General features: G+C 61.3%; 22 protein-coding genes. 8 read left to right on the forward strand and 14 right to left on the reverse strand.

Translation table 11 applies throughout. The features are described 5' to 3' along the window. Positions 1-135 precede the first annotated feature (135 nt). Complete coding sequence (locus AB0O97_RS09945) at positions 136-1,800, reverse strand: MDR family MFS transporter (RefSeq protein WP_363882112.1); 1,665 nt, start codon at positions 1,798-1,800, stop codon at positions 136-138. A gap of 187 nt (positions 1,801-1,987) precedes the next feature. Then, positions 1,988-2,707, reverse strand: coding sequence for a helix-turn-helix domain-containing protein (locus AB0O97_RS09950; protein WP_363882114.1), 720 nt, complete (start codon positions 2,705-2,707; stop codon positions 1,988-1,990). Positions 2,708-2,852: 145 nt separating this feature from the next. Here AB0O97_RS09950 and AB0O97_RS09955 point away from each other — a divergent pair, with 145 nt between their 5' ends. From AB0O97_RS09955 to AB0O97_RS09970, 4 genes are read left to right on the forward strand one after another with little or no spacing between them, the layout of a single operon-like run. Further along, the gene (locus tag AB0O97_RS09955; protein WP_363882116.1) at positions 2,853-3,572 is read left to right on the forward strand and encodes an NTP transferase domain-containing protein; all 720 of its coding nucleotides are present in this window, start codon (positions 2,853-2,855) and stop codon (positions 3,570-3,572) included. A 3-nt stretch (positions 3,573-3,575) separates the two neighbouring features. Beyond that, positions 3,576-3,908: a DUF6457 domain-containing protein gene (locus tag AB0O97_RS09960; RefSeq protein ID WP_363882118.1), complete on the forward strand. Its 333-nt coding sequence runs from the start codon at positions 3,576-3,578 to the stop codon at positions 3,906-3,908. Positions 3,909-3,915: 7 nt separating this feature from the next. Then, positions 3,916-5,244 carry a molybdopterin molybdotransferase MoeA gene (locus tag AB0O97_RS09965; RefSeq protein ID WP_363837524.1) on the forward strand — a complete coding sequence of 443 codons (1,329 nt, stop codon included), beginning with the start codon at positions 3,916-3,918 and terminating at the stop codon, positions 5,242-5,244. Then, positions 5,241-6,116: an alpha/beta fold hydrolase gene (locus AB0O97_RS09970; RefSeq protein ID WP_363882120.1), complete on the forward strand. Its 876-nt coding sequence runs from the start codon at positions 5,241-5,243 to the stop codon at positions 6,114-6,116. The genes AB0O97_RS09965 and AB0O97_RS09970 overlap by 4 nt, the downstream gene beginning before the upstream one ends. Positions 6,117-6,252: 136 nt before the next feature. On the opposite strand, the gene AB0O97_RS09975 is transcribed toward AB0O97_RS09970, so the two are convergent. Next, positions 6,253-6,966, reverse strand: coding sequence for a hypothetical protein (locus AB0O97_RS09975; protein WP_363882122.1), 714 nt, complete (start codon positions 6,964-6,966; stop codon positions 6,253-6,255). Between the two features lie 584 nt (positions 6,967-7,550). Continuing rightward, complete coding sequence (locus AB0O97_RS09980) at positions 7,551-9,878, reverse strand: FdhF/YdeP family oxidoreductase (RefSeq protein ID WP_363882174.1); 2,328 nt, start codon at positions 9,876-9,878, stop codon at positions 7,551-7,553. A gap of 68 nt (positions 9,879-9,946) precedes the next feature. On the opposite strand from AB0O97_RS09980, the gene fdhD reads away from it, so the two are divergent. Further along, positions 9,947-10,780 carry a formate dehydrogenase accessory sulfurtransferase FdhD gene (gene fdhD, locus AB0O97_RS09985; RefSeq protein WP_363882124.1) on the forward strand — a complete coding sequence of 278 codons (834 nt, stop codon included), beginning with the start codon at positions 9,947-9,949 and terminating at the stop codon, positions 10,778-10,780. An 89-nt stretch (positions 10,781-10,869) separates the two neighbouring features. After that, the gene (locus AB0O97_RS09990) at positions 10,870-11,946 is read left to right on the forward strand and encodes an alpha/beta hydrolase (RefSeq protein ID WP_363882126.1); all 1,077 of its coding nucleotides are present in this window, start codon (positions 10,870-10,872) and stop codon (positions 11,944-11,946) included. 107 nt (positions 11,947-12,053) lie between these two features. Here the strand turns inward: AB0O97_RS09990 and AB0O97_RS09995 are convergent, their stop codons facing one another. The 6 genes from AB0O97_RS09995 to AB0O97_RS10020 form a co-directional block, all read right to left on the reverse strand. After that, entirely contained in the window at positions 12,054-12,479 is a 426-nt protein-coding gene (locus AB0O97_RS09995) for a hypothetical protein (protein WP_363882128.1), read from the reverse strand. Positions 12,480-12,483: 4 nt separating this feature from the next. Continuing rightward, a complete protein-coding gene (locus tag AB0O97_RS10000) occupies positions 12,484-14,082 on the reverse strand; it encodes a hypothetical protein (protein ID WP_363882130.1) in 1,599 nt (532 codons plus the stop codon). Continuing rightward, positions 14,079-15,014 (reverse strand): hypothetical protein, encoded by a 936-nt coding sequence (locus AB0O97_RS10005; RefSeq protein ID WP_363882132.1) that lies wholly within the window; start codon positions 15,012-15,014, stop codon positions 14,079-14,081. The genes AB0O97_RS10000 and AB0O97_RS10005 overlap by 4 nt, the downstream gene beginning before the upstream one ends. Positions 15,015-15,203: 189 nt before the next feature. Then, entirely contained in the window at positions 15,204-16,010 is an 807-nt protein-coding gene (locus AB0O97_RS10010) for an amino acid ABC transporter ATP-binding protein (protein ID WP_363882134.1), read from the reverse strand. Further along, on the reverse strand, positions 15,997-16,656 hold the full coding sequence (locus AB0O97_RS10015; RefSeq protein WP_363837495.1) for an amino acid ABC transporter permease: 660 nt from the start codon (positions 16,654-16,656) through the stop codon (positions 15,997-15,999). Before AB0O97_RS10015 ends, AB0O97_RS10010 begins: the two co-directional genes overlap by 14 nt. 31 nt (positions 16,657-16,687) lie before the next feature. After that, a complete protein-coding gene (locus tag AB0O97_RS10020) occupies positions 16,688-17,497 on the reverse strand; it encodes an amino acid ABC transporter substrate-binding protein (RefSeq protein WP_363882136.1) in 810 nt (269 codons plus the stop codon). A 329-nt stretch (positions 17,498-17,826) separates the two neighbouring features. On the opposite strand from AB0O97_RS10020, the gene AB0O97_RS10025 reads away from it, so the two are divergent. Beyond that, on the forward strand, positions 17,827-19,728 hold the full coding sequence (locus AB0O97_RS10025; RefSeq protein ID WP_363882138.1) for an ABC transporter ATP-binding protein: 1,902 nt from the start codon (positions 17,827-17,829) through the stop codon (positions 19,726-19,728). Positions 19,729-19,839: 111 nt separating this feature from the next. Beyond that, the gene (locus AB0O97_RS10030) at positions 19,840-21,030 is read left to right on the forward strand and encodes a M20 family metallopeptidase (RefSeq protein WP_363882140.1); all 1,191 of its coding nucleotides are present in this window, start codon (positions 19,840-19,842) and stop codon (positions 21,028-21,030) included. Here the strand turns inward: AB0O97_RS10030 and AB0O97_RS10035 are convergent. From AB0O97_RS10035 to rarD, 4 genes are all read right to left on the reverse strand, one after another. Then, on the reverse strand, positions 21,027-21,443 hold the full coding sequence (locus AB0O97_RS10035; protein ID WP_363882142.1) for an NUDIX domain-containing protein: 417 nt from the start codon (positions 21,441-21,443) through the stop codon (positions 21,027-21,029). The genes AB0O97_RS10030 and AB0O97_RS10035 overlap by 4 nt on opposite strands. Positions 21,444-21,513: 70 nt before the next feature. Then, the gene (locus AB0O97_RS10040; RefSeq protein ID WP_363837482.1) at positions 21,514-21,849 is read right to left on the reverse strand and encodes a YnfA family protein; all 336 of its coding nucleotides are present in this window, start codon (positions 21,847-21,849) and stop codon (positions 21,514-21,516) included. Between the two features lie 63 nt (positions 21,850-21,912). Further along, a complete protein-coding gene (locus AB0O97_RS10045; protein ID WP_363837479.1) occupies positions 21,913-22,407 on the reverse strand; it encodes a hypothetical protein in 495 nt (164 codons plus the stop codon). A 74-nt stretch (positions 22,408-22,481) separates the two neighbouring features. Then, a complete protein-coding gene (gene rarD, locus AB0O97_RS10050) occupies positions 22,482-23,456 on the reverse strand; it encodes an EamA family transporter RarD (RefSeq protein WP_363882144.1) in 975 nt (324 codons plus the stop codon). Positions 23,457-23,460 lie beyond the last annotated feature (4 nt).

The following is a 23,460-nucleotide window of genomic DNA, read 5'->3' on the forward strand; positions in this document are numbered from 1 at the left end:
TCTTTTGACGGGGCTTTGGCATTTAACGGTGCATCTACTCGCCTGCTTGAGTTCTAGCTCGTTGCACCTTGGCGTGGCGGCCGATCGTCCCCGTCCGGCCCGGATCCCCGAAGCCGCCAACCCCGGGCTGGGCCACTATGACTGCACCTTCCGTATCAATGGCGACGTCGCGCCGTACAGGCTATCCAAAAGGTTAGTGGCTTCCCGGGCTGCGGAACCGTCCACCTGGGACCTTTCTGAAGCCTCAACCCCTTCCAGCGGCCCGCCCCGGTTGATGCTTGTGGCCAGCGGGATCTCCTTGACGAACAGCAACAAGAGCCCGGCTAACAGCAGCAACGGCACCATGTAGACAAAAATTGGTGTCAGCGCATCGCTGTAGGACCCAACCACAATGTGGCGCAACTGTTCCGGAAGCCCCCGAACAATGGCGGGCGTGAGCGAGTTAATACTGCCGGAACCCTGCGCACCAGAGCTACCCGCAGGAATCCGCTCCGTGAGCAGCGTTGCCAACCGGTGCGCAAAGAGACTGCCCACCACGGCTGATCCCAACGACGCGCCAATCTGACGGAAGTAGTTGCTGGACGCAGTCGCCATGCCCACCTGGGAGTTCGGGAACTGGTTTTGCACAATCAGCACCAGAATCTGCATCGAGGTGCCCAGCCCGATGCCCATGATGGCCAGGTAGCAGCAGATGATCCAAACGGGCAGGCTAGCGGTCATGGTTGAGAGCAGGATCAGGGCGCCGGCCACAATGAACATCCCCGTGATGGGCAGCCACTTGTACCGTCCGGTTCTGCTGACCAATTGTCCCGAAGCTATCGAAGTGACCAGCAACCCCATCATCATGGGAATCATCAAGAAACCCGCCTGCGTGGCATTGGCGCCGGTCACCATCTGCAGGAATGTGGGCATATAGGCCAGCGTCCCAAACATGGCAATCCCGGTGATGAGGCCGGCCGCCGTCGTCAGATTGAAATTGCGGTCCTTGAACAAGTGCAAAGACATGATGGGATGATCGGCTTTGCTCTCTACCCAGACAAACAGCACAGCGGCAGCAATAGTGCCGGCACCCATGCCGATGATTTGCACCGAAGCCCACGCATATTTTGTCCCTCCCCAGGTGCTCACTAGAACCAAGAGCGTTGATGCGATACCCAACAATGCCATGCCAGCCACATCAACACGGGCCTTAACCTTGGGATGGGCGGGCAGCCGCAGGAAGAACACGGCGGAAACAATGGCCAGCAGGCCCAAGGGGATGTTCATCCAGAGGCCCCACCGCCAACCGATACCGTCAGTGAACCAGCCGCCTAGCAGCGGACCAGCCACCGAGGACACCGCAAACACGCCGCCCATGATGCCCATGTACCGTCCGCGATCACGGGCAGGGACCACGTCGGCAATGATGGCCTGGGACAGCAACATCAAACCGCCACCTCCCAACCCCTGAATGCCGCGGCCAATGATCAGCCACGTCATGTCCTGCGCAAAACCACCCACGATTGAACCGAGGATGAAGACGGAGATCGCGCCGATGAACAGGCCTTTGCGTCCTAGGAGATCACCCAGCTTCCCGTAAATGGGGAGCATGATGGTGGAGGCGAGAATGTAAATGGTGATGACCCACAGCATGAGATTGACGCCATGGAGCTCGCCAACAATCGTGGGAAGCGCGGTGCTGAAGATGGTCTGGTCCAGCGACGCCAGCAGCATGGTCAGGATCAGCCCTGCGAAAACGAGGAGGATGCTGCGGCGGTCGGACGTTGGGAGTTGATCCACGGTGTTAGTAGTTGACGTCATGATGTTTTCCTAGCGGCCGTGTGAGGTGCGGGCGGCTGCGGGTTGATGACTCTAATGAATGTACGGCTGAAGGTTCGACGGCGTTTCTCAGCTGTTGCTCAGGAGTGCTGGCTTGTGCGGTGGCTCGCCGGGTGAGGAGATGGTGCGGCAGTGGTTGAGTACTGCGCTGCTGACTGTTAGTGGCTGCTCACGGCCAGTGTTCGTTGGCGGTGATGCGCTGGATGAGCTCAGCGGTGGTCTGCATCAAGGACTCACGGTTGGCAGTGAAATTTCCTGCGGCCCATTTTTGCAGGGCAAAACGGAGGGCACCTGAGACGAGGGCGACAACGATGTGTGCCTCGTCCTCAAGATCCGGGGTTTCTGTGGTGCTGCGCCCGTCATGGCGGAACCGCTCCAGTATGTAGCCCACAAAGATCTCTTCCGTCTCGCTGATCTTGGCTTTTTCTCGCTCCAGCAGCCCGGGAGTCTGGTGGATGAGCCGATGCCTGGCTTGAAACAGTTCCAGATCGGTCTCGGCCTCGATAAAGGTTGTTGAGATCAGCCCGAACAACCCACCAAAAACACTGGTCCCGCCACCTTCGAGAAAACCTCGGTGCTGCTTTGCGGTCGGCAGCGGCCTCCGTGGGCTGACGTAGGCGCCCTCTTTGTTGCCGAAATAGTTGAAAAACGTTCGTTGGGAGACGGAACTAGCCGTACAGATCATCTCGACGGTGACGTTCTCATAGCCGTGACGAAGGCCAAGCTCAATGGCCGCGCGGCGAATGGACAGCCGTGTGGCGGCCCGCTTTCTATTGCGCAGCGTGTCCCGGGTGTCCTGAGCATGTTGAGCGTTTTGAGCATGTTGAGCGTGTTGAGCGTTGGGGAGCGATTCGTCCTCGGACGACGACTGCGTTGTTTTCACGCTCATGCTGATTCCTGTGAAGGTGTGCACAGTGCCACGTGATTCCGTTGAGCACAGCTTCAATTCTATTTGTAGTTCCTGCAAATTTTTAGTGAGTGCACAATTATTCTCCGGTGAGTGCCACCGCTGGCGCGACCGATACGATGGCCATATGACTAGCGATCAAGAGAGACCTCTGCAAGCACTGATTCTCGCTGGTGGGCTCTCGCGCAGACTGGGTGGCGTACCCAAAGCGGGGCTCATAATGGAAGGCCAAACACTCTTGGCACGCACCGTTGATGCCGTCGTGGGCTTACTCGCCGGCCGGAGCACCGCAACGCAGCTCACTTCCGCGTCCACCCCAGCCCAAACAGACGGTGTGGCGACAGCGCAAGGCGGCATCGCCGTCGTAGGTCCCGTAGAAAAGATTGCAGGCTGGCTGGCGACGGCCGAACACGCAGGCCAGGCGATGGCAGTCCAGGAAGATCCACCGTATTCCGGTCCTGCGGCCGGGATTGCGGCCGGGATTGAGGCTCTGGCAGCCGATCGCGGACACGTGCTAGTTCTGGCGTGCGATATGCCGTGGGCCGGTGCGGTGGCGCGACTTTTGCTGGATGCATCTGGTGACTGTTCTCCTGGGCAGGGCGTGATGGCGGTGGCTGACGGGAAGAAGCAGCCCTTGGCCGCCGTCTATCCGCTGCGTGAGTTGCGGGCCGCGGCTGACACGGCGCGGGCGGCGCACCGTCTGGAGAATGCCTCGGTTTTCGCGCTGGTTGCTAATGTGAACATGAAGGAACTCGTCGTGCCAGCAGAGCTGACGGCGGACATTGACACTTGGGCGGATGCTCGTGCGCAGGGGATCGCTGCGGGAGCAGCCGGTGCGGAAGGATGACTGTTGGAAAATCATGACGAGTTGTTGCAAGAGTGGACCCAGAAGCTTCTGGAGGCCTTTGAAATTGGCGACCTCGACGTGGACATTCACGCGGTCCTGAATGTTGCTGGTGTCGCTGCGCATTCGATCGTTCGTCCAGCGGCGCCTCTGACTACTTTTGTGGCGGGGCTGGCGGCAGGTTTGGCGGCGGGATCGGGCCAAGCACCTGAACCAGTGGCCATGAAGGCTGCGCTGGGGCTGGCCAAGAAGCTGGCTGCGGCACAGGCCCCGGCCGTGGAAGCGTCTGCCGTGGATGCGCCTGCCGTGGATGCTGGCGAAAAATCCCAGGGAAACTAGTACCGGCATGATGGATGACGCGGCCGCCGCTGCTACCGCTGCTACCGAGCCGACCGCTGCAACTGGGGAACCAACTGCTGGCACTGTGCCCGCTGATTCAGCAGGAGGTTCGAGGGCACAGGCCGAGGTTGTCCTACCCGAGGCCGTGCCCGGCAAAGTTTTGCCACATACCTGGCAGGAAGCGCGGGAGGCTGCATGGCATGCGGCAGAACCGCTGGTTGCACATACAGTTCCGCTGAGCATGGCTGTGGGCCGGATACTTGCCGCAGACGTGTTCGCAAGTCTTGCTATGCCGCATTACGCCTCTTCGGCCATGGACGGCTGGGCCATTGCGGGTAGCCCTCCGTGGATTCTGGCAGAGCCTGGCCGGCGGCTGGCACCAGGACAGGCCGTCCCCATTGTCACAGGGGGCCTGATTCCTACTGGTGCTAAAGCTGTGCTGCGCAGCGAAGCGGGCGAGCTTGCCAAGGACGACGACGGACTGCCGATCCTAGTACGCGGAGGTGACGCTCGTCCCGGTGAGCCGAAGAATGCGCAGCATATCCGCCCCGCCGGGCAGGAGGCTGCGGAAGGGGAACTGCTGATCGCCGCAGGCGCTACCCTGAACCCGGCCCATGTTTCACTCGCGGCACTCGGTGGCCTCGATGAACTCTCGGTGTTAGGCCGCCCTGCCGTCAAGATTGTCCTGACCGGTGACGAGGTGGTGCCCTCGGGTCTGCCAGAACCCGGATTTGTGCGCGACGCTTTCTCGCCTCAGCTCGGTTCCGTGGTTGAGATGCTCGGTGGGACGGTGGTTGGCTTGCAACGCGCAGCCGACAACCTTGCCTCCATGCTGGACGCCCTGGCCGACGACGAAGACGACCCGGCCGACGTCGTTATTACCACCGGCGCAACAGGACATTCCAGCGCTGACTTCCTACGTGCCGCCATCGAATCCATGGGTGGCACCTTTCACATTCCGCACATTGCCATGCGCCCAGGCCACCCCACCTTGCTGGCCGAGCTGCCCGACGGACGGTTCATCGTGGGCTTGCCCGGCAACCCGCTGGCCGCCATGGTGGGACTCATGACCTTGGGTGCACCGTTGCTAGCTCGCCTCGGAAGCCTGCCCATGCCGACGCTGAGCGAGGTGCCATGCGGCTCACCCATCAAGGAATATCAGGGACCCACCCGCATCATGCCTTACCGCTTGGTCTACGGGTTGGCTTCACCCGTCGCCCACACCGATTCGGCCATGATGCGAGGACTCGCAGCGGCCGACGGCGTCATGGCAGTTCCGCCGCACGGCGCCAAAATGGGGGAGCTGCTACCCTCCATGATTCTGCCCTGGAAATGAGCACTTCTTCGGCTACGGTGTTCAAGTGTGCCGACGGTCGGGAACTGCACGGCACGGTATTTGACGTGGCCCCTGGGACCCGGCGGCTCGGGACGGTTGTCATTGGCTGCGCCACGGCAGTGAAAGCAAATTACTACCACCGCTACGCCGCATTCCTGGCCACCAACGGTTTCACCGCCGTCACCTTCGACTACCGGGGAATTGGTGAATCCCGCGACGGATCGTTGCGCGGGCAGAAAGTCCGCTGGTACAACTGGGGATCGCTGGATATTGACTCGGTCCTGGCCTGGGCCTTGGAGCATTCGGACGGGCTGCCGGTGAATTTCGTGGGACACAGCTTCGGCGGTTTCGGCGTGGGGATGGCCGAACATGCGGCCGGTCTTTCCCGCATCCTGACAGTCGGCGCCCAGCACGCATATTGGCGTGACCTCACGCCGCGGCACCAGATCGGTCACCTCGGCCGTGCTGCCGTCATGCTGCCGTTGGTTGCCGTGATGGGCTATTTTCCGGCCAAGAGGCTGCGGCTTATGGAAGACCTGCCCGCCGGTGTTGCCCTGGACTGGGCTCGTTCCCGCAAAGACTTTACGACCGCAGCTACCGGTTCAGAACGTGATTCTCTCCGCGCCCACCAAGCTGCCGTGACGGCGCCGATCATGGCGCTGGCACCGAACGACGATCCCTATGCCACGATCCCCGCCATGAAGCGGGCCGTTTCCTATACACCCAACAGTGCTTCCAGAGTGATCCACCTGCTGCCGGGGGATTACGGGGAGAGCAAGCTGGGCCACTTCGCCCTGTTTCACAGCCGCCACAAGGACACGTTCTGGGAGCAGTCACTGCATTGGCTGTGCAGTGGCAGCTGGATCGGGTAACCGATCTCTGCACCGCTTCACTGCTTCACCGCTTCACCGCGAAATTGATCCGTGAGAAATGGTCGCTTTGACGGATCAAAGCGACCATTTCTCACGGATCGACGAAGGTTGAGGTGTCGACGTGGCGGAGATGCATTCACGTGATGTCCTTGCGGACATACAGCTGCCCTTCAAGCGAGTTTCGGGCTAGATTTTTTGGATCGTTCCACCCTCCGAGAACCAGCATTCGCGCTATTTTGGTGATGGCTACTAGACCGTCGTTCCCCATGTCGTTCTTGTTGATCACGCTTTGGTGCCATCCCAGCGAAGTGGTCAAGAAGTTCCGGTCGTGGTCCTTGGCTTGTTGTTCTGGAGTTAAATGATGGCCGCCATCGTACTCCGCACAGGTGCGGTAACGAGGGCAGGACAAGTCCGGAGCAACTTTGGGGTTCCCCGCGGCGTCCTTGATTTCAAAGTTGCATATGAATTCAGGCAGGGCCCAGTGGTTGATGCACAGCCGCAGCTGGGTTTCCGGTGCTGAATCGGCGCCGACCCTGACCAGCTTCATCGCCGCCTGCAACTTTCGTATTCCGCGAAGTCCTCGGTGCTGGGCAATGTAAGAGTGCAGCTCACTGATGTCCACTATTGGAAGCTTTTTCGGGCCAAAGCTACGGTTGTGGGCGCAAACAATCTGGTCGGCAACAGCAACGAGTTCATCAATTGAGAGCTCCTGCGCAATATCCAAGAGCGTTCGTTGAACGGATGTGACTGGAATTCCTTGAACTATGTCGTAGTCCGTTGCCGCCAGAGATAATTCGTGGCCCTCGACTCGGGTGCGCTGAGGTCTGCCTCGGCCCAGGTTTTTGGACAAATGAATATCCTGTGTGTTGATGAACCGAAGTGGGAGCCGAAACCCATGGAGCTTGGCTGCTGTGATGTGGCTGATGAGACCTCCCGGGGTCACGGCAGTGATTGCTCTGCAGCTGTCAATCAGACTGACTGCCACGTTCTTCGGCAAACGGACATCGCGGCATGGTGTCCATAGGTCGGTTGCCCGGGTTCTGCCACGACTCACACCAGCCTGTCGGGCTTGATCGAACGTAAATGGTCTCCCGAGGAGGTGCAATGGAAGTGGCTTCGGAGTTCTCATGTCTCCATTGACGGCCAGGTCCGAGATGAACTCCACCCTGTGTTGTGCTTTTGTGGGCGGGACAGCATGTGGCGCCCCAGTGGAGGAAACAACTAGGCACTTAGGTGGGGGCTATTGCGGCGATCCGTGAGAAATGGTCGCTTTGCAAAATTGATCCGTGAGAAATGGTCGCTTTGACGGATCAAAGCGACCATTTCTCACGGATGGACGAAGCGGCTGGAGGTGCAGCGATTTCGAGGGGCCAGACCACCGGGGCAGGAGCCGACCACCGGGGCCGACCACGGGGCCGGAGCCGACCACGGGGGTCAGGCCACGGGCTCCAAGCGGATGACTACCGACTTCGAGGTGGGCGTTCCGCTGACGTCAGCCTTGGAATCGAGGGGAACCAAGACATTCGTTTCCGGGTAGTACGCGGCGGCGCAACCCACGGGGGTGGAATAGGCCACCACGCGGAAGTTGGGGGCGCGGCGGTCCACGCCGTCCTTCCATTCTGAGACCAGATCCACCATGGTGCCATCGGCAATGCCGAAGGAGTCCAGATCCTTCTGGTTGACGAACACTACGCGGCGCCCGTTCTTGATGCCGCGGTACCTATCGTCCTTGCCGTAGATGGTGGTGTTGTACTGATCGTGCGAGCGCAGGGTCTGCAACAGCAGCCGCCCCTCCGGCACCTTCGGATACTCCAGTTCATTGGCGGTGAAGTGTGCCAATCCGGAGTCGGTGGTGAACGTGCGGGAATCGCGGGGACCGTGCGGCAGGATGAAGCCGCCGGGCACGTCGATCTTCGCTTCGAAGTCCTCAAAGCCGGGTACCACTGCCGCAATGTGGGAGCGGATGAGGCTGTAGTCGCCCATCATGGCATCCCAGTCGGCGTCGGGGGCACCTGGGCGGGTGCCGCCGTCGTCCGAGGAAAACAGCAGCTTGGCCAGCCGGCACACAATGGCAACCTCGGAGAGCAAATTATCCGACGCCGGAGCGAGCCGCCCGCGCGAGGCGTGCACGGCGCTCATGGAATCCTCAACCGTGACGCGTTGGTCGCCGCCGGCCTGAGTGTCACGCTCGGTGCGGCCCAGCGTGGGCAGGATCAGGGCAGAGCGGCCCGTAATCAGGTGCGATTTGTTCAGTTTCGTCGAGATCTGCGCCGTCAATGACAAGCGGCCCAGCGCGGCCTCGGTGACATCTGAGTCCGGAGTGGCACGGACAAAGTTGCCGCCCATGCCCAGAAAGACACCGGCCAAACCGTCGCGCATGGCCTCGATCGCGGCTACGGTGTCGAAGCCATGGGGGCGCGGGGAGGCGAAGGAGAACTCGGCATCGAGGGCGTCGTGGAAAGATTCGGGCATGCGCTCAAAAATGCCCATGGTCCGGTCTCCCTGGACGTTGGAGTGGCCACGGACCGGGCACACACCGGCGCCGGGCTTGCCGATGTTGCCCTGGAGCAACAGCACGTTGACGATATCACGCAGCATGGCCACCGAGTGTTTGTGCTGGGTCAAGCCCATGGCCCAGCAGACCACCGTTGCCTTGGACGCCAAGAGGCGTTCGCCGGTGGTCCGGATTTGCGCCTCGGTGAGTCCGGTGGCCTTGACAATCTCGGCCCAGCTGACCTGCTCCAACTGTTCCAGATACTCGCCCAGGCCCATGGTGTGGGAATCGATGAACGCGGTGTCGAAGACCCGGCCGGCATGCGCGGACCCCGGGCGACGCTGCTCCTCGAGCAGGAATTTACCCAGCCCCTGGAACAGCGCCTGGTCACCGCCGAGCTTGATCTGCAAGAAATCATCAGCCAGCGCGGTGCCTCCACCCACCAAACCACGGATGGTCTGCGGGTTCTCAAAGCGCATGAGCCCGGCCTCGGGCAGCGGGTTGATGGCGACGATGATGGCCCCATTTTTCTTGGCCTTCTCCAGCGCCGTGAGCATGCGGGGGTGGTTGGTGCCCGGGTTCTGGCCCGCAATCAGGATCAGCTCCGACTCGTAAATGTCCTCCAGCGACACCGAGCCCTTGCCAATGCCGATGGTCTCCGTCAGGGCAGAACCGCTGGACTCGTGGCACATATTGGAGCAGTCCGGCAGATTGTTCGTGCCCATCCCGCGCACCATCAGCTGGTACAGGAACGCTGCCTCGTTGGAGGTGCGCCCGGAGGTGTAGAAGATGGCCTCGTTGGGGTCTTTGAGCGCCTTGAGCTCATCGGCCAGAATCCCCAGCGCCCGTTCCCACGAGACCGGGACATAGTGATCGCTGCCCTCGGCGAGATACATGGGATCGGTCAGGCGGCCCTGCTGTCCCAGCCGGAAATCATCCCACGTGCGCAGCTCGCTGACGCTGTGCTCTGCGAAGAACGACGGCGGCACGCGCCTTTTCGTTGCTTCCTCGGCGACAGCCTTGGCCCCGTTTTCGCAGAACTCTGCCTTGTGCCGCTTGTCGGATTCGGGCCAGGCACAGCCCATGCAGTCAAAGCCGTCCTTTTGGTTGATCTGCACCAAGGTTTGGACCGACCGCAGCGGCCCCATTTGCTTGAGGGAGATTTCCAAGGCGTGCACGATCCCTGGAATGCCTACAGCTTTTTTCTGCACGCTACCCACCGAGAGTTGCTGTTCGTCAATGTTTTCCTGCGGCGCCTTGCCAGCCATGATGGTTCCCTTCATCGCGGAGCATCTACTGTTGATCTTAGACGCTTTAGTTTTATTGGAGGAATGTTATGGGACGGCTCATTCGCAGGCTCAAGGCCACCAAGGTCAGCATCACCGATGGCCGCCGAGTTATACGCGAGGAAGCTCTGGCCGTTGAGGAGCCCCTTGAAATTCGTTTAGGGCACGAGTCCTTCACTGTCACGATGCGCACCCCGGGCGATGATTTCGATCTGGTGGCAGGTTTTCTGGTCTCGGAAGGGATCATCTTTGAACCGGAACAGCTGATTTCGCTGCGGTTCTGTGCCGGTGAGGATGAAAACGGGCAGCAAACCTTCAATGTGGTCGAAGCTCAGTTGCGCCCCGATGTGGCCATGCCGTTGCCGGCAGCCCAACGCCACGTCACTACCTCCAGTGCCTGCGGAATTTGCGGGACTGCTTCCATTGATGCGGTCCACAAGTCATCACACTTTAGGGTCGCGGCGCCCTTGGATGAGGTACTACTTTCAGCTTCCGTGCTGGCTGCATTGCCTGACACGCTGCGGGAACAGCAGAAATTGTTTGAAAAGACCGGTGGTGTTCACGCGGCAGGGCTGTTTGCCCCGGATGGCGAGCTACTCTCGCTGCGCGAAGATGTGGGCCGGCACAATGCCGTAGACAAAGTGGTGGGTGCAGCGTTCAGGGAAAAACAGCTCCCCTTGAATAACACCATCTTGCAGGTGTCGGGAAGAGCCTCATTTGAGCTCGTCCAAAAAGCAGCGATGGCAGGGGTGCCGATGCTCGCGGCCGTGAGTGCGCCGTCGTCCTTGGCTGTTGAACTGGCCCAAACCGCAGGGATCACGCTGGTGGGCTTTAGCCGCGGCAGCACGTTAAACGTCTACACACATCCTGGGCGCGTGGGCTGACGCCACGGCTCACATATCCGGGCGCGTCACATATCCGGGCGCGATGTTGTGCGGATGTGGCGTTTCTGGCGCCTGATGAGGAGAGAAACATGCCGAAAAGTTCAGTTTCAGCCCGGGCAATTTCGGTCGGTGCGGTTTCAATGCGCGTAGCGCGTGGACTGATTCGTGCTGTTGCTGCGCTGCCGGAACCCGTTCAGCGGCTGATCGCCGGAAAGCCTGTGGAAATTGACGGCCAGCGGTTGTTCACCGAAGTGCAGATGGCGTTGCGGCTGCTCAACGCGCTCCCAGAGCCCCACGACCCCTCCTTGGCTCAGGCGCGGGAACAGACCGTCGATGCGGCCTTGCTCCTGGGGTTGAGTACGCCGGTGGGGGAGGTGCGCAGCATTACTATTCCAACCCGTGCAGCCTCGGTGGGAGCCCGCGTTTATATCAATGATCCGGCCAGCCCGGTGGAAGCGGCCGTGGTCTACTTTCATGGTGGCGGCTGGGTGGTGGGTGGGCTCGATTCCACGGATTCAGTGTGCCGCTACATAGCCGCCCATGCGAATGTGGCCGTGATTTCGGTGGACTACCGGCTGGCGCCTGAACATCGCTTCCCAGCCGGACTTCAAGACGCTGTGGATGCGTACCGGTGGGTGCGGACGCAGCCGCAATGGGGCGATGTTGTTGTGGTGGCCGGAGATAGTGCAGGCGCCACCTTCAGCGCAGCTGTGTGTGCCCAGACGCTTGAAGAGGGTGCACCGGATTACCAGTTGTTGTTTTACCCAGCGACTGATTTGTCCACGAAACACCGCTCCTACGAACTGTTCGGCGAAGGGTTCTTCCTGACCGGCACCAAGATGGATTGGTACCGGGAGCGCTATCTGAGCGATCCCGGACAAGCCACCGATCCGCTGGTCTCACCTCTCCTAGGGGAGGTTGCCGGCCACCCGCCTGCTCACGTGGCCGTTGCCGGTTTTGATGTGCTGCGCGATGAGGGGCTGGCCTACGCCGACAAGCTTGAGGCTGCAGGGGTCCCTGTCACTCGGCAGATCGCTACCGGACACATCCACGCCTTTGTCAATGTTATTGGCGTTGGCCAGACCGGACGCCGGGAGCTCGCTCTTGCGGTTGAATCTTTGCGAGCGGGGATCGCCGCGATTCGCCAATCCAGAGTTGATCCTTAGAACGGGCGGCGATCAACTAGCAACGGGCCAGCTGCAACGGGCTAGGGGCCACGGTGATCATGGAACTTACGGCGAACATTATCGGTAGTGCGTTTATTGAGCCCCGTTTATTGAGCACCGTTGGCGTAGGCGATGATCTGCGTGACGCTGGGCTTCTGAGGAAGTCCGAGCGCGGTGGGGTTGATGGTGTTTTCCTGCCCAGCCTCGGTGACTTGGAAGGACACCTTTGACGTTGTGTTGATCCCTTCGGAGGCACCCGCAAACGCTCTCAAGGACTCCTCCATGACTGTTTCCAATGAAGGGGTTCCGGCCTCGGCCGTAATCCTCACTGTGACGGAGGAACCCATACCGGATTTCACGGTGTACCGCGAATCTACCGACTCCACACCGGGAACAGCTGCGATGGCTACGTTGAGGTTTTGTGCCACGGAGCCGTCGTCGCCGGTTTTATTGGCACCTCCGCCGACGTTGCAGGCGCTGAGCAGCAGTGCCAGCAGCCCCACGAGGGCGACAGTTTTTGCTTTCTTGAGCATCTGGCTACCTTAACCTAATCCTGTCCCAAATCTCATACCGGCCGGTGGGGACATCCACGGCGGTCACCCGGGACGCATCATTGGTGAGGAACGGATTCATGGACGGATCGTTTTCATAGTCCGCGATTTGCGTGTACCGATCGGTGTTGGCCATGGAATCGACGTAATTATTGAAGTCATGATTCGTGATGGCGTCACTGGCAGCCGTGCCAGTAGCCGCCCCGGCAGCGCCGACAACCCTGCTGGCCTGATCTGGGGTAGCTCCGCCCGGAAGGTTTCCTATGGCCTCACCAACCCCAGCTCCGATGCCCCGACCCGTCTGACTAAACTGAGCGTCCTGTTGCTCGTTGGCAGGTGGGTTGTCCATGGTCACGGTGGTGACATTGGAGGGTTGGCTGGGGACTGAGTCATCAGCGCGGAGGCCGCCGAGGTCCAGCTGGGGGACTAGATCGCCCGCGTGTGCAACTTCCAAGATATTGACGCGGGGGTCCACATTGGCGCCGTCCACAGGTGAACCGACAGTCATGACGTTTGTAATGTTGTACTGTGCCATGAAGGCAGGATCCGATACGAGGGCGATCGCCAGCATGCCGCCCTGGCTGTGCCCATTGATCATGACGGGCGCTCCCGGAGGGATGCCGGCGCGCTGCATGGCCAGGATTACGGCTTGCTGGGCTGAACTGGATTGGCCCGCCATGACCATCAAGTTGCTGGTCAGATCCCGGCTCTGTCCACCGCCAGTGACGCCCCAATTCTCTGTTCCCGGGATGTTGACTATGTACGCGAAGCTACCGTCGGGCTGTTCAATCTTCAGGATGCGGATATCACCGTTCTCGGTGCCCGGCACATCTCCGGCAACGTACGCGTCGGAGACGCTTTGAATCATGGCGCTGGCGGAGCTGGGTAGCGTCAGTTCGGGTCGTGAGGTGTTGTCAGCTACAGGGATGGGTTCCCCAGCGTAGGGACGTCCGTCGTCAAAAATATGGAGATCCACCTGGCCCCGGGTAAACACGTTCACCCCGAAATTGATGCCAGCCCCTATGGTCAAGCCCACCTGGGCGGCCAGTGCAGACACGGACGGTGGATTGCCGGTGAGCATATTGAAGCCCATGACGCTCAAATGGCCCAACTGGTTGGCGAAGTTCCACACCGGGCTAATGGCGGGGAGCCGGATGATTTCCCCGCCAAGCCAACTCAGCCCGTCTCTCACCGTGTCAAGGGCGCCGTCAACAGCATCGCCGACACCATCCACAACATCGCCGACGCCTTCGGTGACGTCCTCCCAGAGGTTCTGTCCAGCATCGATGATGCTGTCCCAGAAGCCTCCGCCATCGTCCACGGAGCTGGCCCGTTCCTGCTCAGCAATTTCGCGCAGCAGCTGCGTTGCGGCATCGTCCAAATCTCGGGCAGTGCTGCTCAGGCGTTTCCGGTTGGCCGGCCACTGCGCGCGGAACCGCTGGCTATCCGGACCCTGCCATCCCGTGTGGGCAACAGTCTGGCTCAGGAACGCACCTGCCTGGTCCAGCTGACGCGCGGAATTCTTCAAGACCTTGATCAGATCACGGCAGTCCGCGGGATCAAGCCCCTGCATCCCCGTGCTCATTTGGTGCTATCTTCGGCCGCACTCGGCGCACTCGGTGCACCGGCCGCACCAGGCGCACCGGCCGCACTCGGCGCGGTTGCAGCGGCGGCTTCGGCTGCCGCCAAGGCGTCGTGGGCGCCAACCACGGCGAAGACCAGTTCGTGGGCGATGTGCCCTGCAGGCACCTCGGTCATCCGCAATTCAGGGGCCGCCCCATTGGCTGAGGTGTTAGCCGCAGCGCTGTTTTCGCTGTTATTCTCAGGGCTGGATGCCGTGTTGCGGGTGGTCACCGAATACAACGTCTCGCCCTGGACCGACCACATGCCTGACCATACCCGCGGTGGAAGTCCGGGGGATACCGTGGTGACGCTGAGAGTGATATTCGCGTCCTCGGGAGGGAGCGACGCCGGATCGGTCCCCGCACCGAGGACCACCGCAGGTTCGGCGTTGCTGGGTCCAGCCTTGGCCGGTGCACGCACTACATCCAGTGGCGGGAGTAGCCGGGACACCGCACCCCACACGTTTTCCTCGTTGAACAGCGTGATCTCCATGCTGTCTTCGCTGCCGGTGATGGTGGTCCCAGCCGGGCCTTGCTCCGACACGTGCCGCTGGTGGACGGCCAGCCCGCGCCCGGCCCGCAGCCCCACAGCACTAGTAGTGCTGACACCGTTGTACGTGCCCCGCGCCGTCACCGTGATGGGAGCCGTCAAAAGAAGTGCGACGGCGCCCGTCCACTGCCGCGTTACCTCACCTGGCAGCGGGGACATCTGGAGTTCATTGAGTTCTGCCCAGCCCGCCGCCGTGGCTTCCTTAGCTAAGGGTGCTGCACTGTTTGTGGTTTCTGCCGGTAGTCCCAGGGTGGCGCTGGTTGATTCGCACAGCAGTGTCCATGCCGTGGTGCTCATTTGCATGCGCCGCAAAATAATAGGGCCGGCGGTGGATGGTTCGCTCATGTGTTTCCCCTGTGCAAGATCGGAATACGCCGGATAAAAAAATCAATCCAGTAGCGTGGAATAGCTTTGTATCAAGCTATGTCACCGAGTATGCAGTTGGCGATGGGGCGCACTCCCCATCTTTTGAGAGCGCGGCTACCTCAGAGCGGCGCTACCTGAGAGCGGGCTACCCAGAAGCAGCGCCCGGCGTTAGTTTTCGTGAAGCAGGCGCCGTACGAAAGCTTGGGTGCGTTCTTGTTGGGGGTTGCGTAGCACCTGACTGGCCGGACCGCGCTCCACCACCACGCCGCCGTCCATGAAGACCACCTCGTCCGCTGTCTGCCGGGCAAAGGCGAGTTCGTGGGTCACGATCACCATGGTCCAGCCTTCTTCGGCCAACTCCTTGATAACGGCCAGAACATCGTCCACCAGTTCAGGGTCTAGTGCAGAGGTGGGCTCGTCGAAAAGGAGTAGTTGCGGCTTCAAAGCCAGGGCGCGCACAATGCCCACGCGCTGCTGCTGTCCGCCGGAAAGTTCAAAGGGGTAGGCGTCGCGTTTGTCGGCCAAGCCCACGCGCGCCAGCAGCTTTTCCGCCTCGGCGACAATTTCGGCACGGGGGCGCTTTTGCACCTGAACCGGGCCCTCGATGACGTTCTGCAACACCGTTTTGTGGGGGAACAGATTGTAGTGCTGGAAGACCATGGCGCTGCGGTCACGTAACGCGGCAACCTCAGCTGCACGAGCCTTCTTCGAGGCGGCGGAGTCACCGAAGTCAATGGTGAGCGCGGACTCTGCGGTTGCGTCCCGGGCACCCATGGTGACGGATCCGGCGTCGGGGGTTTCAAGGCCGTTAAGGGAACGCAGCACAGTGGTCTTGCCGGACCCAGATGGGCCAATGAGCGCCACCACCTTGCCGCGCGGGACATCGAGATCAATGCCGCGCAGCACGGTGTTGGCACCAAAAGCCTTAGTCAGGCCACGGACCTGAAGAACTGAAGCAGTATTAGTGGGCAACATAGCGGTCCAACCTCTTTTCCACGCGGGTCTGGGCAGTCGACAAGATGAGGCAAATGACCCAGTAGATCAGGGCTGCTTCAAGGTAAAGCAGCATGAATTCCTGGCTGAATGCGGCCACCTGCTGGGCCACACGGAACATCTCGGTGACCAGAATCAGCGATGCCAGGGACGTGTCCTTGACGAGCGAAATGAAGGTGTTGGACAGCGGTGGGACGGACACCCGAGCGGCCTGCGGCAAGATGATGCGCAGCAGCGTCTGGTTGCGCGACATCCCGATCATGTGCCCGGCTTCCCACTGGCCGCGGGGCACCGAGAGGATAGCGGCGCGAATGATCTCGGCCGCGTAACCACCCACATTCAGGGAGAAGGCGATGATGGCACTGGGCCAGGGATCGAGCTTCACCCCGATGGTGGGCAGCCCGTAGAAAATCACGAATAACTGCACCAGTAGGGGTGTGCCACGGATGATCGAGACGTAGACCCGGCCCACGCCACTGGCCAGTTTGTTCGAGCTAATGCGCATGACGGCAATGACCAGCGCGATCAGCAAGCCCAGAACAAACGAGGCCAGTGTCAGTGGAATGGTGCCCTTGATGGCGCCCAGCAGCATGGGGCCTAAGGAACTCCAGAAAAGATTAAAGTCCATGGCTGAACTCTAACGGGTTCGTGACCGGCGCTTACTTGCTGAAGTCTTCGCCAAAGTACTTTTCGCTCAGTTTGGTCAACGAGCCATCTGCGGCGAGATCCTTCAACGCCACATCAACGGCGTCCTTGAGAGCAGTAGAGCCCTTGTGGAAGGCGATGGAGGAGTCGGAGGATTCATCGGTGGTTGCGGCGATCTTCAGGCCCGAGTTAGGCGTGTTCTTCATGTAGTCCTCCACGGTGAGCTTGTCATTGACGCTGGCATCAACGCGGCCGTCCTTCAGCAGCGAGGCAGCCTGGGCCCAACCCTCAACGGCCTCCACCTTGGCGCCGTTTTTAGTTGCCAGCGTGTACCAGTTGCTGGTCAGCGACTGAGCCGTGGTCTTGTCCTTGAGATCGGCAAAGGACTTGATATCCGTGGTGCCTTCCAGGGTGACGATGACGCCACGGGAAACCGTGTACGGCGTGGACAGCTCATACTTTTCCTGACGTTCCGGGCTGACTGTCACCTGGTTGGCAATGGCGTCAAAGCGCTTGGCTTCCAGCCCGGCAAAGATGGAATCCCACTGGGTTTCTTCAAACTTGGCCTTCACACCGATCTTCTCGGCCACAGCCTTGGCGACCTCAACGTCGTAACCGGTCAGCTCGCCAGCACCACCTTCGTGGTAACTGAACGGCTTGTAGGTGCCCTCGGTAGCGAACACAATCTCACCGGCATCCTTCACGCTACTCAAGGACGTGTCCCCGCCAGCGGTGGTTCCCGTATCCGTGGTGCCGCCGCATGCCGCCAGGACAAGCGATGCTGCTGCAAGTAATCCGACGACTCCGAAACTGCGACGATTCATGTTGATGTGTTCCTTTACTGTGAACGATTGCCGTGCGCGTTTGTTGTGCACGTTTTTGTAATGCCGTATGCCGCCAAATTGTTGGGTCACGGCGAGCCCATGCTTGGACGCTACCACTGTGAAACCACAAAACGGTCGGCAATATTTCCTCCGGCGTAGCAATGGAGACGTTGGTGATGTGAATCTCGGTCTCAAGGGTGCCGGAGCTGGATGCCGGAGCTGGATGCCGGAGGCGCAGGCCGGCAGCGGAATCGGAACCCGGGAATTCCCAAGGCGGGGCCGGGCGTTTAGGCTTGTAGCTTGCCCTCTTAATGATTAGGAACACACGCATGAGTATGGAAGGCGCTGCCTGGAGCTCACTTTGGAGCACCATGCGCTCGGATAAGTCCAACGGCGGAATCTCGAAGGACACCCTGCGCCGCACCATCCTGTTCGCCAAGCCCTACAGCCGCAAACTGCTGATCTTTGTGGTGCTGTCGGTCATCTCGGCGGCGCTGGCGGTGGCCACTCCGGTGCTGGCAGGCCAGGTGGTGGATGCCATTGTGGCGAAATCTGCCGTGGATGTGGTGATCCGCCTTGCAGGTCTGATTGCTCTCGTAGCTGTTTTGGACGCTGGGCTCTCCCTGGTGATCCGCTGGATTTCGGCGAATCTGGGTGAGGGGGTCATCTTGGATTTGCGCACCTCCGTGTTCGACCACGTGCAGCGCATGCCCATCGCCTTCTTCACCCGAACCCGCACGGGTGCGCTCGTCAGCCGCCTCAACAACGATGTCATTGGCGCGCAACAGGCATTTTCCGGCACGCTTTCGGGCATTGTGTCCAACTCCGTTCAGCTGGTGTTGACGCTCATTGTCATGCTGAATACCTCGTGGCTGGTGACGGTTTTGGCCCTGATTTTGTTGCCGATCTTCCTCATGCCGGCCCGCCGTTTTGGTCGCCGACTGGCCGGGCTGCGCCGCGAGGCCGCCGACCTGAACGCGGATATGAGCACCCAGATGACCGAGCGTTTCTCGGCTCCCGGCGCCACCTTGGTCAAGCTGTTTGGCCGCCCCGCCGAGGAATCCCGCGAGTTCGCCTCCCGCGCCAACCGTGTCCGTGACATTGGCGTGCGCACGGCCATCTTGCAATTCGTCTTCTTCACCGCGCTCATGCTGGTCTCCTCCCTGGCCCTGGCGCTCGTGTATGGCTTGGGTGGCGCCCTAGCCATCGGTGGCACGCTCAACGCGGGCGACGTCGTCGTACTGGCCCTGCTGTTGACCCGCCTCTACGCCCCGCTCACCGCCCTGGCGAACGCCCGCGTGGACATCATGAGCGCGCTGGTTTCCTTTGACCGCGTGTTTGAGATTCTCGATTTGAAGCCGCTGATTGCCGAAAAGCCTGTGCCGGTGGTGCTGCCGGCGGGCCCGCTCGCCGTGGAGTTCAGCGATGTCCGCTTCGCCTATCCGTCGGCTGACAAGGTCTCGCTCGCCTCGCTGGAAGACGTTGCCGTGTTGGACACGCGCGGCGGCGAAGACGTGCTGCACGGGATTTCCTTCCGCGCCGAGCCCGGCCAGACCATTGCGCTGGTGGGATCCTCGGGTGCCGGCAAATCAACCATTGCCCAGCTTTTGTCCCGCCTGTACGACGTCGGTTCCGGCACCGTGCGCTTGGGTGGCGTGGACGTGCGGGATCTGTCCTTCGATGGCCTCCGCGCCGGCGTGGGCATGGTCACCCAGGACGGGCACCTGTTCCACGAATCCATTCGTTCCAACCTACGCCTGGCCAAGCCCACGGCCACGGATGCGGAGATTTGGGATGTGCTGCACCGTGCCCGGTTGGAGGATTTCGCGAAGGCGCTGCCCGACGGTCTGGACACTGTGGTGGGGGAGCGCGGGTACCGGCTTTCCGGTGGCGAGCGTCAGCGCCTGACCATTGCGCGACTGTTGTTGGTGCAGCCGGCCGTGGTGATTTTGGATGAGGCAACGGCCGCTCTGGACTCCACCAATGAGGCCGCCGTGCAGGCCGCCTTGGGTGAGGCTTTGGAAGGCCGGACCGCGCTGGTCATTGCGCACCGGCTCTCCACCATCCGCTCTGCCGACGTGATTTTGGTGCTGGAAGCTGGACGCATTGTTGAGCGTGGCACGCACGAGGAGCTCATTGGTGCCGGTGGCCGTTACGCCGAACTGCACGACACCCAGTTCGCCCAGGCTGTGGCCGCTGTTGCGGACGCCGAGGTGCCGGACGGCAACTAGCGGCGCCCCGGCTGTGGCCAAGCTGTGGCCAAGCGGGACTTTAAGTTGTATCTTCTGGGTGACAGGCGTGTTTCCTGCGCGGTGAAACCTGCACCATGTGAAAGGTACTAAATGTCGTTCATCGCAGCCGGAGCCGAGATTCTCGATGACCTCGTGGCCATTCGCCGCGACCTCCACCTAAACCCGGAGATTGGTCTGGACCTGCCCCGCACTCAGGCCAAGGTCCTTGCCGCCCTTCGCGGATTGGGCCTAGAAATTACGCTCGGTGCCGAAGCCACCTCTGTTGTTGCCGTCCTGCGCGGGGCCGCGCCCGGGCCCACGGTGCTGCTGCGCGGCGACATGGATGCCCTGCCCGTCAAGGAGCTGACTGGCCTCGATTACGCCTCAACCAACGACTACATGCACGCCTGCGGACACGACCTCCACACTGCTGGACTTGTGGGTGCCGCCCGCCTGCTGACTGCCCGCCGCGATGCGCTTGCCGGCAATGTCATATTCATGTTCCAGCCCGGCGAGGAAGGGTACAACGGTGCCGGGGTCATGCTCGGCGAGGGTCTCCTTGAAGCGACCGGGGACAAGCCGGTTGCCGCCTACGCGATCCACGTGGGGCCGGGGCCCAACGGTGTCTTCATGACGAAGCCGGGACCCATCTTGGCTGGCGCCAACGAACTGCACATCACCGTCAACGGGGTTGGCGGGCACGGTTCGCAGCCGCACACCGCCACGGATCCCGTACCGGCACTCCTGGAGATCGGCACGGCCCTGCAGACCATGGCAACCCGGAAGTTCGATGCCTTTGACCCGGTCATCATCTCGGTCACCCAGCTGTCCGCCGGCGAGGGGCTCAATGTCATCCCCGAATCGGCGTCCTTGGGAGCCACCGTGCGCACCCTGTCCAAGGCCTCCACCGACAAGCTCGCCGCGGAATCCAAACAGCTGGCCGACGGTATTGCCGCCGCCCACGGCTGCACCGCTGACGTGAAATTCCTGACCACCTACCCGGTGACCAACAACGATCCCGACAGTGCCGCCGCCACCATCAAGGTGCTGCGCGCGCAGTTTGGTGAGAACCGGGTGGCCTTGATGGACACGGCCTTGATGGGGTCCGAGGATTTCTCACTCGTGCTGGCGGAAGTCCCCGGGACGTTTGTTTTCCTGAGCTGTTCGCCGGATGGGGTGGACCTGGCCACCGCCGAATTCAACCACTCACCCCGCGTGCTTTTCGACGACGCCGTCCTTGGCGACCAGGCAGCGGCACTGGCCCAGCTTGCCTACAGTCACCTCGGCCCGCAGGAGGGCTAGTTGTTTAGGTTGGTGAGGTGGGGGAGGACGTACTCGGTGAGGAGCGGGGCGAGATCGTCGAAGTCCGCGGCCGCATCCAGATGCATCCAACGCAGTTCTGCGATCTCGGCTGCCGGGTGTATTTCAGCAGGGTCCCACGTGCCGGGAGCCGTGAAGACCGTGGCTTCGATGTCGGTATTGGACTCATTCGCGGCGGTGCCCGTCCACACCCCGATGAGTTCAAGGTCGACGGCGGTTATCTTCAGTCCGACTTCCTCGGATAGTTCCCGGACACCGGCCTCAGCGGCGGATTCGCCGGGCTCCGGTTTGCCTCCAGGGTGCATGAACTTGCTGGTGCCCTGTTTGCGGACTGTCAGCAGGCGCCCGGCTGGATCGTAAATGCAGACGGCTGAGACTCTGAGGATTTTTTTCACGTGTTGATCCTAGCCGTCGAAATTCCAAAGTACTGACGGCGCCGAGAACGGGTGCAATGGTGGAGACTGGCTAGGCTGCCCTCGGGGCGAACATGATTACGCTGACGCCAAGCAGTGCAATAAGGGCGCCGATCACGTCCCAGCGGTCGGGTGAAAACTTGTCGAACACCATGCCCCAGACCAGGGAACCTGCAATGAACACCCCGCCGTACGCGGCCAGGACGCGGCCAAAGTTGGCGTCGGCCTGCATTGCTGCGATGAAGCCGTACGCCCCGAGCGCCACGATTCCCAGTCCGGCCCACCACCAGGCCTTGTCCTCGCGCACCGCCTGCCAAATGAGCCAGGCGCCGCCGATTTCAGCCACGGCGGCCAGGACGAACAAGATGACGGTTTTTGCAATGCTCATGGCTCCATCATCCCCCGCTGGGACCTGGCCCGCCGAGTGGGAGGCGCCGCCCACGCAATCTCATTACCCAAACCAGGGGACAGACTTGTGCTGCACTGGTACGGCGTTGTCCGCCGGTTGGAGCTCAAGTTCAAACGAGGAGTCGGCGTCTGCCAGTTCACGCAGCGACACCCGGTGAACGCCAGGGGCGCAGGGCAGGCGCAGGCTATTTTGAGGATCGGCAGCGTCCTCGTCCTGAAATTGTGCTGCCATGGTCAGCTGCGTATAGCTCGTCAGCCACAGACCGGCGTCGCCCACCCGGAGTGTGCCAGACGCCTCCCGCACCACCCTGCCAGCAACATGCCGGTTCACAAGCTGGAATGGTTCATCGGCAGCGTCGTCTCCTGGATAGGCGATGAAGGCGTTCCCCAGGTTCATTTGCTCCACGAACCGGTCCAGGAGTTGAGCCAGAGTCCAGTCCTCGCCAACGAACCCGCTGTAGTGTGCCGGGGAAACCAAGGCCAGAAAACCGTCTTCGTCAAGAGGGAAAGATCCGTTAAACGCCAGGGGCTGGTTCATGGCGTTGAGTCTAGCGCGGCCAGTGTTTTGCACGCAGAGAGGGAGCGTTGGGTGTGGCAGGTGGACGGCGCCGGTCAGCGGAGGCGAGGGGTCCGGCGCCGGCCATCCACCGCTAGGAATAGCAGCGACAACAAGATGGGACCGTAGGTGAATATGGAACTCCAGCCCAGCGTTTCGCCCAAATACACGGAAACGCCCACCAAGAGGACCGGTTCCACATAACTGAGCAGTCCAAACAGTGAGAGGGGTAGCCACTTGCTCGCCAGCAAATACAGGGCCATGGCGACACCACCGAGCACGCCGATCGAGATGGCTGCGAAGAGGCCGGTGGTTCCGGCATCAGAACCCACGCCGTGTGGACCGGTCAGAATGAAAAAAAGGCCCACCGGAAGCAACAGCAGTAGCTCGGCAGCAAAGGCTGGCAGGTTGTCGAATCCAAATTTGCGCCGCAGCACAAAGTAGATGGGGTAGCCCAAACACACCACCAGAGTTGGCCAGGCCAGACCGCCCGCGGAGAACGCCTCATGAGCCACGCCCACCGCCGCTGCGGCAACCGCAAATTTCCGCAATCGGCTGAGTCTGTCGGCGAAGAAAATCCGCCCCGCCAAAACCATGGTCAGTGGCAGCAGGAAATAACCGAAGGACACCGAGAGCGCCATATTATTCAGCGGCGCCCACATGAAAAGCCATAGCTGCACGCCGACGATCCCGGCCGCGAATACCCCGGGCAGAAGGAGGGCTGGCCGGCGTCGAACTCTAAAGAGAAGGTTCCGGAGCTCAGTACGAGCCCCGGGCAGGAACGGCATCATTGCGCCCAGAGTTGCCAACGTCAGGACCACGCGCCAGCCAAAGATCTCCTGAGCGCCCCACCCCGGAAGGAGCCCGGCAATCAGGAAAATGACGGCGAACAGGACCGAGGCAACGATGGATGTGGCCACACCACGGCCGGCATGGGAAGGAGCTGAGGAAGTAAGCCCGGAAGCCATGACCGTTCTCACTTTCTCCAAAACGCCAAAAAACGCCGGGACGGCAGCGCTGAATGCGGGCATGAAA

The organism is Specibacter sp. NPDC078692 (assembly GCF_040686835.1).
In the GTDB taxonomy this organism is placed as follows: Bacteria; Actinomycetota; Actinomycetes; order Actinomycetales; family Micrococcaceae; genus Specibacter.